The sequence below is a fragment of the Staphylococcus roterodami genome (assembly GCA_022493055.1).
GTDB lineage: Bacteria > Bacillota > Bacilli > Staphylococcales > Staphylococcaceae > Staphylococcus > Staphylococcus singaporensis.
Map to the genome: position 1 here is coordinate 2,369,255 of CP092781.1, position 13,191 is coordinate 2,382,445.

The window sequence follows — 13,191 nt, forward strand, 5'->3', positions numbered from 1 at the left end:
TTATTTGATATTTAAAGTTTTAAAATTCACTTAAATAGCAACGAGTTTGATTTGATATTTTTCATATTAAATTGATGACTTGTCCACTAAGTATTTAAAATATAAAAAAAGAAGAGCTTTAAATCATAACGCATGCCATTTAATGCGATGGGTTACGATTCGAACTCTTCATATCAACCTACATACATTGATACTATACTATCATATGTTGTTTTACATATTCAACAAATGATTCAACATTATCACTTTTAATATCATACATAGGTACTTTACCAATATTAAATTTAAAAGTTATTGTCTCTCCATTATAATCTATTGCTTCTACTTCATTATAGCTAATACTTCTATAATAAAATTGCCCGTTCATATCTACATTCATAATTAAACGTTCATTGGTAGCAATAAACGCACCTTCAAATTCATTATTTCCATGAACTTGATATTCAATTATTCCTAGCACTGAAGGTCCCTTTTTCTCTGTCGGAAATAAATCATTTGGATTCACATTATCTAAAATCATATTATCCCTCCCATATAAATCTACGAACTTTGCCTCGTTTACCAATAGATACAAAAAGGTCTAACACTATTTTTCCTTGTCTTGTATTCCCTTTTCGAGATAATTATAACATGCATGAATAAGCTTAGTGACTTTAGAAAACTGTTCTCGTTTAATTAATATAATGACTTGCCTTTCATCTAATTCGCAACGTTCTTTTTGAACCAATTGTTTTATGATTAAATTTTTTAAAATTGGGCTAATGCTAAAAATTGGATGATGAAATTCTCCTTGTAATTCTTTAACTGTTAATTGACCCTGATGCAAGTATAATATCCCTAAGACATACAACTCTTCTAATGTTAATTGGCATATGTTCAGATAACACTTTAACCTCTCTAACAAATCCTTGCATCTTAATAAATAATTGACATAATCACTAGTTGTTTGAAGTGTATATTGAGCAAAATAGCGTTCAATATAATCATTAACTTCATTATTCATATATTCTATTTTGTTCATATGATTTTTATTTAAAGAAATCTTTAATTTACGCTGATCTCGTTGATCTCTTTGTTTAGATAGCCATTGATGGTTATTTAAATAACTTAACATTTGAAATAAAGCTATTTTAGATTGAATTTCATTCAATTTCAACAAGTAATCAATTGAAGGTATTTTTGATTTAAGTCCATCAGATTTGACTAACAGATTAAGCAATTTCACTTGAGTTAATGTAAGATGAAATGAATACTTCAGCATGTCATTAATGACTTTTAACATTAGTATATGTGCAGTTAAACGTTTAACTTTAAATTTAGACATTTTTAAAACCTCTCTTAAACCATGCCTATATCTCAAGATGATATTTCAAATGAACAATACTATTGCTTGAGACCATTAATGAATGGTCATAAATATTTTTTTCTATAAAATTAGCTTTCCAAAACTTGTGCTGTTGCATAATATCATTCACAAATACACCATTCTCGGAAGTATGCTTATCTTTATCTATACTCAAAACAATCTGCTTAGTTTCAGCATGGCTAAATTGTTTAAGCCCCCTACAAGTTATACGTGCAGAGCCTGATTTCTCATTTAACAATGCGACAGGGAAACAAATGACACACTGAATTTCATGTTTAAATTTCGTTACAATCATCGTGTCATTTTGATAAATAACCACCCCTCGTAATTGATTTAGTATATTAATGATAAATATTAGAATAGATAACTTTGTCAAACTAATCTCGTTGATTACTTCATAAACCATAGACATTTGTATACAAAGACCATTGTAATTTGAATAATTCGCCATAAGTTGAGACATCAATCTTATATCCGATAAAGTTATAATTTCTTTTGAATATGTGTTTCTATTAATAACATCCAAATCACAAATCAACTTTGAACTAGATACCGATATTTGCTCCAATTGGGCTAGAGTTACGACAAATCGATCTATTAAGAAATCAATTGCGACATCATATTGTGTATCAACTTCATTTTGATCAAGAATATATATCAACTCAAATTCTTGAATATAATTGCTAATTAACCTTTTAACTTTTTGTATAGCTCTCACTTTCAAATCATAAATTAGAAATGCAATTTTTGATTTATTTCTTTCAAATGTCATATTAAAAATAGTTGCTACAAGTATTTCTAATCTGGCTCTTTCTGAACTCGTTAACAACTCATTATATTCGTGTTTAATTTTAAAAACGACATTGACACTATAATTTATAAATTTTTGTAATAATAATTTGATTTGTTCAGTTGATAATTCATCTTTTGAAACATCAACAGTTAAGATAATATACAAATTTTCAGGATTAACTCTTAATCTTAGAATCATTTGTTCAATCATATAATAATCAATCCAATAAAAACTATTTCCTTTAATATAGATGTTTTTAGGCTCATAATTTTTAGGATTATCAATCGTTTCCCATGGTACCTGTATCTCTTTTACTTTAGTCATACCATTTATAGATTCATCAATTAATTTAATTATGCTTTCATCAATATCAACTATTTGGGATTGGTTAATTGAATGAGATGTTGGTCTATATGTTTTCCTAATTAATTTTGGAGTGTCACCATATGTTTCTTTAAAGAGGTGTATAAAACGAGAGTAGTGATTAAAACCATGATTACTGGCTATTTCTTCTATTGGCTTCATTGAAGTTAATATATCTATTAGACAATGCTCAAGTCTAATATGATTTAAATATTGAACAAAATTACTGTAAGGTGTCACTTTAAACATTTCACTTAAAGCTTTACTTGTAATATTTACATGATTTATAACATCTTTTCTATTAATCTTTTTATGATGATTATGCGTTAAATACTCATGGACTTCCTCAGCTACTAAATGATGCCTGTCATCATTTGTATTGAGTGACATTAATTCAACACACATATAACTAATAAGTTTATCATTCGTTATGTTTGCTTGCTGTTCAACTTGGTTATGAATTAAATACTTTAGCAAAATTCTAAAAGTGCTTCCAATATCATTTGATAATACTTGACCGCTAACCATGCAATTCGAATTCATAAATCTTAAATATGTCTTTGCACTAATTTCAACAACACAACAAACACTTTCTTCATGACTTTCAATCTGATATAAATCATTCAGCATTATAATGGTAACATCGTTTGCTCTAACTTCATAACGTTGTAAATTTATAGTAATCAAACCTGAGCCCTGTAACCAATATACAATTTTTAAATTTGCTTCTTTTGCATTACCCACTTTCATATTCTTAAAAATATGTAGTGAAAAATTATCTGTCATCTTACATCCTCACATATACAAATATATTGATTTACCCCTTTTATCTTTATCAAATCAATTGTCAACATCTAATATTCACTAACAATTATATCTCCACAAGGTTATTAGCAGTAACAAAACATACATCAATTATATCAAATAACACTTTTATTAAAACATTTTTTTATGCTAAAATAGGATATTTTATCCATAATATATACATTTTCATCCAAATCACAAAGCTTTTGATATAACTAAAAACTTGATCATTCGTGTCATATTTTTATGCATTTTCTGATTAAAAGTCCATCATTATGCAAAAAATATACGTTTTGAATTTTCAGTAATATTACATTTATGTAACACAATTATTTTCGCAACATTCTGTTATTATAAAGAATGCCGTAGTTATAAGTTTTGCAAAATGCAATTTCTTATACTTTTACAATTCTATTGTGTCAAGATATTAGCAAAAAATTACAAAACGTTAACAAAGCACACAAGGACGCTATTTTCTGTTATAGTCTTTCTTGTCGTTTAATAACGAGAGATAACTTTTTAAATTAATTTGTCACACGGACAGTACGAAAATATTTTAGTTTTAAAATTTTTAGGAGGATATTTTTACAATGAAGAAAATCGCTACAGCTACTATCGCAACTGCAGGATTCGCTACAATCGCAATTGCATCAGGAAATCAAGCTCATGCTTCTGAGCAAGATAACTATGGTTATAATCCAAATGATCCAACATCATACAGCTATACTTATACTATTGATGCACAAGGTAACTACCATTACACATGGAAAGGTAACTGGCATCCAAGTCAATTAAATCAAAATAATGGCTACTACAGCTATTACTACAACAATGGTTACAATAACTATAGCTACAATAATTACAACAATTACAATAGTTATAGCTACAATAACTACAATCGTTACAATAACTATTCAAATAGCTATCAATCATATAACTATAACAACTACAATAGTTACAATACAAACAGCTACCGTACTGGTGGTTTAGGTGCTAGCTACAGCACTTCAAGCAACAACGTTCAAGTAACTACTACAATGGCTCCATCATCAAATGGCCGTTCAATCTCAAGTGGTTATACTTCAGGACGTAATTTATACACTACTGGTCAATGTACATACTACGTATTTGATCGTGTAGGCGGTAAAATTGGTTCAACATGGGGCAATGCAAGTAACTGGGCTAATGCAGCTGCAAGAGCTGGTTACACAGTAAACAACACGCCAAAAGCTGGTGCAATCATGCAAACAACTCAAGGTGCATACGGTCACGTTGCATATGTTGAAAGTGTAAACAGCAATGGTTCAGTAAGAGTTTCAGAAATGAACTATGGTTATGGTCCAGGTGTTGTAACTTCACGTACAATCTCAGCTAGCCAAGCTTCATCATACAACTTCATTCACTAATTTGTGATGAACGTATTATAATCCAACAAGATTTCAATCATCTTGTTGGATTTTTTTGGTTCTATAATACTTCGGACTGATGGAAATGCTGAAAATGTTTCTTTTACTTTTCTTCTGACCGATTTTTTGTGTTCTTCATCTTTTATGGTGGGAAGGTAAAACTTCCTGCTTTTTTTAATACACAAAAAGCGCAATTGCCTCTATAATAAGTGACGGAACAAAAAAAGAATGATGAAAAGTTATATAAAACTTAACGTCATTCCTTTTTATTAGATTAAAGCTATAAAACAACATACAGCCATTGACATACCTCACCTAACAGATATGCCAACTTGGCTATACATTGATACATTTTCAGTTAAAGTACTAACAATAATACTTTCTTTCAAATTCTCAATTACCTTTGCCATTTTAAAATGACCATAAACTTACAATACATTTATCAACATGTTCCGCTACAAAACACATTAATAATATGTAAAGAGGATATTTCTTCAAGTTAAAACCTTCTCAAAATATAACCGCTACAATTATAAATAAGATTAATGTTTCAACATATTATATATATTCCACAATCACATTAAGTTAAACGTGTATTCGATGATTTTTTAATTCCAATACCAGTAAAACCATATATGATTGCGATGATAGCACATAAATAACATGGAACTGTCCAAATGAAAAATTGTCCAACTGAGACATGTAGTTGACTTGCATAATATATACCGGAAGTTCCCCAGGTATAAGTGGTAATACCATCGTACTTGAGTCTTCAAGTGTTCTTGATAAAACCGTTCGAGACACATGATATTTCTCAAATAAATTTTTCATTAAAACACCAACCATAATAATTACAATTGATGCGACACCTGCAGCAAATACAAGTCCTACACAACAGATAACTGTCATACAAATTAGACTACCCACAGAATGAATACCTTTAGAAACTGTGTCTAATAAAACTTCAAGACATCCTGCTTTTTCAACAATACCTGCAAACGCATATCCACAAAATATCGTTACTAATATTTGTGTCATACTCATCATGCCACCCTGTTCTAACAAGCTTTTCACGCTTGATGAAACGTGTGATTGATGTATCATTGATTCATTAAATCCGCTAAATGTCGCTTTGAATCCATCTACCATATTAAAATGATGATTAAAAGTACCCACTGCTATTGCAGACAAACTTGAAATCAACATAGCAGGCACTGTTGAAATTTGAAATAATAAACAAATGATTATAACAATTAATGGTAACCATACCCAAATATTTATTTGATATATTTGCGCGAGTTCTGTTAGCAAAGATTTAATTTGCTTATCGTTTGAGTGACCATGAAATTGAAAACCAACAATAAACCATACAATTATCCCTATTAAAGATGCTGGAATTGTCGTCCACATCATCGAGTGTATATGTTTAAAGATATTTACTTTTGTAACAAGGGCTGCTAAATTAGTCGTGTCAGATAATGGTGACATTTTATCACCAAATACCGCACCAGCAATAATTGCTCCTGCTGCCATTCCAGGTGTAATACCTAATTGATTTCCTATAGACATTAATGCTATGCCTGCAGTAGATGCTGATCCCCAAGCTGTACCAGTTGCTACAGATGTAATTGCACTTATAAAAAATGCAGATATTAAAAAATAGCTTGGATTCAATAAATCTAAGCCATAATAAATTAAAGCAGGAACTGTTCCAGAAAACATCCAACTTCCTACGATTATACCGACTGCTAAAATAATGAAAATGGCAGGCATTGCAGTATTCAGTCGTTCTGCAATGCCTTTTTCCAAATCTTGCCATGTCAATCCTACACGTTTAGCAATCCATGCGACATAAGCTGAAGAAATGATTAATAACACTTGAATTGGAATGTCAAAAAATACAAATCCAGTTACTACTACAATAACCATAACTACTATTGTTGAAATTGATTCTAAAAAGCTTGGTTGTCTTGCCATCATATATCGTCCCCTTTGTTTATTGATGCAAAACCACTTTTCTTCAATTTACTTTCCATTAGTACATTTCTATTTGCTTTTTATATTTAAACTAACTTTTATTTTAAATATTTATCTAAATCTAGTTTATCCAAACCAATAGTTTCAACAGTCAATCCTTCTTCAAAGAAATCACGTTCTAAAATTGTTGATGCAATAACAATGACAGCATCAATATTTGGTGTCGGCACATCAATGACTTTACCTAAGCTTGACCATAATACTAAACCATATGCAATATCCTCAGTTAAATATCTACTTTCTACATGATTTGGTCCTGGAATTTGAGAAAATACTGGGCTTGTATTGAATAATCGGTTCAATGGTTCGTCTTCTTTATCACGTTCTAAATAACCACGCTCAATACGTGATTCTTTCGCAGTTGATAATTCAAATCCTAATCTACGCCCTAAATTCAATCTTTCTAACTCAATTGCATGTAATAATCTTACCGTATGTTTTGTAATACCTTCTTTATATAATGCAAACTCACCCGCATAATCAATACGCCCCACATTTAATAAAGTTGGTCCTGGATGTACTTCAGGATTACCATTTTCAAGATTTGTCTTAATTAAACTTTCTTCTTTAACTAAATGGTCATAAATATTTGAAACTTTATCATAACAATCATTTAGGCAACTTCTGTCATACGTTGAAAAGAAGATACGACGTACGTTTAAAGATAAATCAACTTTTGCATTCTCAAAGTCAACACGTGTGCCATACGTTAATGTATTAGCTTCAGCCAATTGAGGTTTAGTATCAATGTGTCTGTCTTCCAAAACGTTCATAAAACGAATTGCTCCCATTGCTGCAGCCATGTTGAAGAATATCAACTGATCATTCGTCACATGCTCTGCCATTACATCAGCATAATATTCTATGTATGAAGATGGGATGATAACTTGCACAATCTCAGCATCTTTTAGCACGTACTCCATATCATCGCTAATATCAGTGAATTCTACAAAACGTTCTTCGCCTTCATTATTAAAATCGAATCCACCTTTGTCGATTGCGTTTTGAAATTTATTTATTGATTGATTACGACAATATAATTTAACTTCATGACCTTTGTCTACCATGTCCACTGCTGCCGTAACCGCACCATTTCCTGATCCTACAATTGCTATTTTCATAAACAACCCTCTTTCTATCTTTCTTTGTTTAAAAATACATTATACGTAAGACAATATAAAAATGATGCGAATTCATCACGCATCATTATAAATGTTAAGTATATATATCCTTAAATTAACCTATTTAAACGCCAACGTCTACCACTTATTTTTAAATTTAATAATTGTTTAATAAACATGTTTATTTTGATTATATTTTGTTATAGTTAAAGATAATATTACAATTTTCAAAGGAGTGTCTAATATGACAACTGAAATGAATGACGTAACAAATCAACAACCGAATCGCAAATCCAATGATGAAAACATTATGGCGATGCTTATCTATTTATTAAGTTTATTCACATCTATTATTGGTCCACTGATTATATGGTTATTAAAAAAAGATGAATCGAAACTAGTTGATCGTGCTGGAAAAAATTATTTTAACTATACGATTTCTTATATTATTTGGTCTATCATTTTAGTCATTATAACTTTGATAGGTGTTTTCCTAATTGCTACCGATATTGATTTCATTATCATTATAGGTTTCATCATTACATTTATTGGTATTTTATCCATATTTGCTTTCTCAATATTATCTTTTGTTTTCACAATTATTGCGTGTGTCAAATATTATAATGGCCAAGAATATGTAATACCTTTAACAATCCGATTTATTTAAACATATTACAAATAAATATTTTCTATTAATTACCTGTTAATCTCATTGTAACTTTGGCTATTTTTTATTACAAAATTAGTCAAAGTTTTTTTATTCTTTTACAAAACAATAACATTCCCCACAAATGAGATTAATTTTGTTAAAGTAACTATTGTCATCAATTGAGATGTGAGAATAAAACAGTCGCTACGTTTTATTTATAAAAAAAGATATAGAACTTTGGAGGACTTTATTCATGAAAAAATTAGTAACAGCAACTACATTAACAGCAGGTATCGGTACAGCATTAGTAGGTCACGCGCATCATGCAGATGCTGCTGAAAATTATACAAATTATAATAACTACAACTACAATTACAACACGACTCAAACAACTACTACAACAACTACTACAACTACTTCAACTTCATCAATTTCCCATGCAGGTAACTTATATACAGCTGGTCAATGTACTTGGTATGTATATGATAAAGTAGGCGGAGAAATCGGTTCTACTTGGGGAAATGCTAACAACTGGGCTTCAGCTGCTCAAAGTGCTGGATTCACAGTAAACCATACACCTTCTAAAGGTGCTATTCTACAATCATCTGAAGGACCATTTGGTCATGTTGCATATGTTGAAAGTGTTAACAGTGATGGTTCAGTAACAATTTCAGAAATGAACTATAGTGGTGGTCCATTCTCAGTAAGTTCAAGAACTATTTCAGCTAGTGAAGCTGGTAACTACAATTACATTCATATTTAATAAGTATATAGATACATATCACTTGGACATCTTGTCCGGTAAATATGTTATCAATAACTAGTGAGCTTTCCTGTTTAGGATAAGCTCTTTTTTATATTCATAATTAATACATCATATTTTTTAGCCTTGTTAAATATATTAATCACTCTATCTCACTCTTAAAAGTACGCGCTTACACCGTTGATATGCAACAAATCACGACATAGTTGTATACACTCTAATCTTCTACTATACTAGATTAAAAGGAGTGAGCTTTATGGAAAAAGTTTATGTTGCTGGTGCCATACCAGAAGTAGGTTTAAAACTTTTACAAGAACATTTTGAAGTTGAAATGTATGAAGGTAAAGGATTAGTCGATAAAGACACTTTAATTAAAGGTGTACAAGGTGCGACTGCTTTAATCAGTTTATTATCAACTAACGTCGATAAGGATGTTATCGATGCAGGTAAAGACTTAAAGATCATTGCAAACTATGGTGCTGGTTTTAATAATATTGATATTGAATATGCACGAGAAAAAAATATAGATGTTACAAATACACCAAAGGCTTCAACAAATGCAACTGCTGATTTAACAATCGGCTTAGTTCTTGCTGTTGCTCGACGCATTGTTGAAGGTGATGAATTATCACGTACAACTGGTTTTGACGGATGGGCACCTTTATTTTTCAGAGGGCGCGAAGTATCAGGTAAAACAATCGGTATTATCGGTTTAGGAGAAATTGGTAGTGCAGTTGCACGTCGTGCCAGAGCATTTGACATGGACGTCTTATATACTGGCCCACATCGCAAAGAAGAAAAAGAACGTGAGATTGGTGCTAAATACGTAGATTTAGATACATTATTAAAAAATGCAGATTTTATCACTATCAATGCTGCTTACAATCCTAAAATGCATCATTTAATTGATACAGAACAATTTAAAATGATGAAATCTACGGCGTATTTAATCAATGCCTCTCGTGGTCCAATCGTGCACGAACAAGCACTTGTTCAAGCTTTGAAACATAACGAAATTGAAGGTGCTGCACTCGATGTATATGAATTCGAACCAGAAATTACGGATGACTTAAAATCGCTTAAAAATGTAGTACTAACTCCACATATTGGTAATGCTACATTTGAAGCTCGCGATATGATGTCAAAAATAGTTGCTAATGCAGCTATTAGCGCAGCTCAAGGTGAAAAGCCACAATTCGTTGTAAACTAAACGCTTAATTATTACTCATTAAATCAAACAAAATTTCACCCCGCATGTTGTAAACATACTACAACATACGGGGTTTTTCGTATAGTTATTTTATTTATCTTTCGATTTATATAAGAATTTAGTTTGTCCAGCTGCTAATGCATTTGGCATCATTTTCATAATACGATTTCTAACTGCAACAACTAAACGACTACGATATTGGGAAATTTTACCAATTTTTCTAGAGCGCTTAATTACTTTAGCAGTATGCTTAACTCGTAATTTATCATAACGTTGTAATGCTTTTTCAAAATCATATGAATTAAAGCAATTTACTAATACAATAGCATCTTCCATTGCCTGTCCAGCACCTTGCCCCATATTAGGTGTCGTTGCATGGGCCGCGTCTCCCAATAAAATGGTACGTCCATAAACAAAAGATTTTAATGGTTTTAAATCATAAATGTTATGCAACAAAATACCAGTCTCACTTTGCTTATCTAATACTTCTCTAACTTCGTTTGGATAATGATTAAAGTAAGCTTGTAAGTGTGGTTTTCCAAATGCACTATATTTATGGTTATTTTCCTTAGTATTAATAGTAATAAACCAATATGCTTGATTATTTAATAATGGAACAATACCTACTCTACCTTTTCTTCCCCAATATTCTTTTGCACAGTCGGGATGCTTCAAATCGATATCATCAACTAATCCTCTAAAGCATGTATAACCTTGGTATAATACCTTACTGTCAGTATTTACAGATTGTCTTACTTTGGAATGGATTCCATCAGCTCCAATACATAAATCAAATGCTTCACTTTCTTGATTGGCAAAATGAATTGTTACTTTATCTGTATCATTATCGATGTGAGTAACCTCATGTTTTGTGAAAATTGTATCATCTTTAACATATGATTTTATAATTTCAATAAGTGTTTGACGAGGTAAAGTCACATTTAATGTATTACTTTTTAATTTAACTGTAGATAATGGACGATCTTTGTCATCTAATATTGTCATCGTTGATAAGATTTGTCCTGCATTTTTAATACCTTTGGCTAAATCATGATTGCCTAGTTTTTTAAGCACATTATCTCCAATACCTATCCCAGCACCTATTTCATCAATAGAGTCATTTTTTTCAAACACTTTAATAGTATGACCTTGTTCTTGTAATAATGCAGCTGCTGTTAATCCACCGATGCCTGCACCTATAATTGCTATCTTCATATTGTCACCTCTATATTTTTCATTCTTTCCTATTTTATCACATGCGCTATTGTTTAAAAATGACTCTACTTATCAACTATATATAGTTGTAAGATTTATTTTGCCTAATTTTAACAATAAAAATGATGGTACAAATGTCAAAAACAATTTTATCCAAAACGAGATTAATGTACATTCAATATCCCTAAACATGTTCAATCTATCGTCTTAAATTATAAATTACACCCACGAATATTCCCGTTAAAATACGCTAAAGGAGCTTAAAACAATAAATTGTTCCAGCTCCTTTGAACGTCGATGTCTTATTTATAATATGTTTGTCTAATTTCATCTTTCTTTATACCAAACTCTTTATATGACTTGTCCATTAACTTGGCAATTTTATCTGCCCAATAAATATCACTTGCATATTGATGTTGTGCTGGATTTTCTGGATTCCAACGCATTTGATATAAATTCAATTGATTATTTTCAAAGTATTCATTCCGAATGAACTTAGCTCCACCGATAATCGCCTTATCTGGAGATGTCCATTGTTCCTTTTCCGCATAGCTTTTCCCACTGCGTACAGCACTACTATCGAATGCTCCTATACCAAAAAAGTTGTAATAGCGTTTTTTACCATCTTTAATGCCTTTAGCTAATTCTGATTTACCATTACCAGTTTCAACTAATGCATGGCTTACAAGGTATATGACATTAACCTCATACTTATCTTGGGCTTCTAGAAAAGTTTTCCCTCGATTCTCTAAAATACCTTTACCTTTTAAAAGCTGGTTAACTTCAGATTCTGACATTGGCACTTTTTCTGTGATATCCATGTATTTCATATCACTATCTTTATGTGAAATGGTCATAGCTTTAGCAATTTCATTATTATCTGCTTTAACAAATTTACCATGATCTTCTTTAGTCTGAATGATGCCTTTCCCTTGTTGCATCGATACAGCTTGATCAAATGAATAATTTACATCATTTTTAAATAAACTTGTTTCATTAACAATAAGTAACACAGCAAATACAACTAAAATGATCATTAATAGTAGTGTTGATATGCGTAACTTGAATTTCTTCTTCATATAGACAAAACCTCATTTTCTTACTTAGACAATAAAAAATATGCCACAACAATCGCTAATATTACGATTAAAAAAGAAGCGTTAACGATTACTTTCATCGTCGTTCTATCTCTGAACATCATATTAAAGACAACTAGACTAATTGATAATGAAACAGCAAAAAAAGTAATAGCTAATACTAACTTCATCATAAATAAACAAACTAAACCTATGACTAATAAGGTATTAGATATTACAGCTGACGTTTTTAACATTCTCGAATTAATATGCACTCACCCTTTTTATTTAAATAACTTACATAATCATAATAATACATGATTTTTCATAGGCCTGTCGATGATTGATTCACAATAGCACGTGATTTTTTTGTTTTTCAATATTATTC

General features: G+C 30.7%; 11 protein-coding genes and 1 pseudogene. 4 read left to right on the forward strand and 8 right to left on the reverse strand.

Translation table 11 applies throughout. From position 1 onward, the window contains the following. Positions 1-193 precede the first annotated feature (193 nt). The 3 genes from ML436_11660 to ML436_11670 form a co-directional block, all read right to left on the reverse strand. Positions 194-520 (reverse strand): PH domain-containing protein, encoded by a 327-nt coding sequence (locus ML436_11660; protein ID UMT77775.1) that lies wholly within the window; start codon positions 518-520, stop codon positions 194-196. Positions 521-586: 66 nt separating this feature from the next. Then, the gene (locus ML436_11665) at positions 587-1,324 is read right to left on the reverse strand and encodes a transcriptional regulator (protein ID UMT77776.1); all 738 of its coding nucleotides are present in this window, start codon (positions 1,322-1,324) and stop codon (positions 587-589) included. 25 nt (positions 1,325-1,349) lie between these two features. Beyond that, complete coding sequence (locus tag ML436_11670; protein UMT77777.1) at positions 1,350-3,308, reverse strand: AraC family transcriptional regulator; 1,959 nt, start codon at positions 3,306-3,308, stop codon at positions 1,350-1,352. A 608-nt stretch (positions 3,309-3,916) separates the two neighbouring features. On the opposite strand from ML436_11670, the gene ML436_11675 reads away from it, so the two are divergent. Then, a complete protein-coding gene (locus tag ML436_11675; GenBank protein ID UMT77778.1) occupies positions 3,917-4,732 on the forward strand; it encodes a CHAP domain-containing protein in 816 nt (271 codons plus the stop codon). A gap of 580 nt (positions 4,733-5,312) precedes the next feature. Here ML436_11675 and nhaC read toward each other — a convergent pair. Next, positions 5,313-6,712: pseudogene (gene nhaC / locus ML436_11680) on the reverse strand (Na+/H+ antiporter NhaC). Positions 6,713-6,807: 95 nt separating this feature from the next. Then, the gene (locus ML436_11685) at positions 6,808-7,890 is read right to left on the reverse strand and encodes an NAD/NADP octopine/nopaline dehydrogenase family protein (protein UMT77779.1); all 1,083 of its coding nucleotides are present in this window, start codon (positions 7,888-7,890) and stop codon (positions 6,808-6,810) included. 244 nt (positions 7,891-8,134) lie between these two features. Here ML436_11685 and ML436_11690 point away from each other — a divergent pair, with 244 nt between their 5' ends. The 3 genes from ML436_11690 to ML436_11700 all read left to right on the forward strand — a co-directional run bounded on the left by ML436_11690 (position 8,135) and on the right by ML436_11700 (position 10,512). Next, positions 8,135-8,557 (forward strand): DUF4870 domain-containing protein, encoded by a 423-nt coding sequence (locus tag ML436_11690; protein ID UMT77780.1) that lies wholly within the window; start codon positions 8,135-8,137, stop codon positions 8,555-8,557. A 235-nt stretch (positions 8,558-8,792) separates the two neighbouring features. Next, on the forward strand, positions 8,793-9,302 hold the full coding sequence (locus ML436_11695) for a CHAP domain-containing protein (protein UMT77781.1): 510 nt from the start codon (positions 8,793-8,795) through the stop codon (positions 9,300-9,302). 256 nt (positions 9,303-9,558) lie between these two features. Continuing rightward, a complete protein-coding gene (locus ML436_11700; GenBank protein ID UMT77782.1) occupies positions 9,559-10,512 on the forward strand; it encodes a 2-hydroxyacid dehydrogenase family protein in 954 nt (317 codons plus the stop codon). A gap of 90 nt (positions 10,513-10,602) precedes the next feature. Here the strand turns inward: ML436_11700 and ML436_11705 are convergent, their stop codons facing one another. The 3 genes from ML436_11705 to ML436_11715 form a co-directional block, all read right to left on the reverse strand. Further along, a complete protein-coding gene (locus ML436_11705) occupies positions 10,603-11,727 on the reverse strand; it encodes an FAD-dependent monooxygenase (GenBank protein ID UMT77783.1) in 1,125 nt (374 codons plus the stop codon). A 302-nt stretch (positions 11,728-12,029) separates the two neighbouring features. After that, on the reverse strand, positions 12,030-12,806 hold the full coding sequence (locus ML436_11710) for an N-acetylglucosaminidase (GenBank protein UMT77784.1): 777 nt from the start codon (positions 12,804-12,806) through the stop codon (positions 12,030-12,032). A 20-nt stretch (positions 12,807-12,826) separates the two neighbouring features. Next, positions 12,827-13,060 (reverse strand): hypothetical protein, encoded by a 234-nt coding sequence (locus ML436_11715; GenBank protein ID UMT77785.1) that lies wholly within the window; start codon positions 13,058-13,060, stop codon positions 12,827-12,829. Positions 13,061-13,191 lie beyond the last annotated feature (131 nt).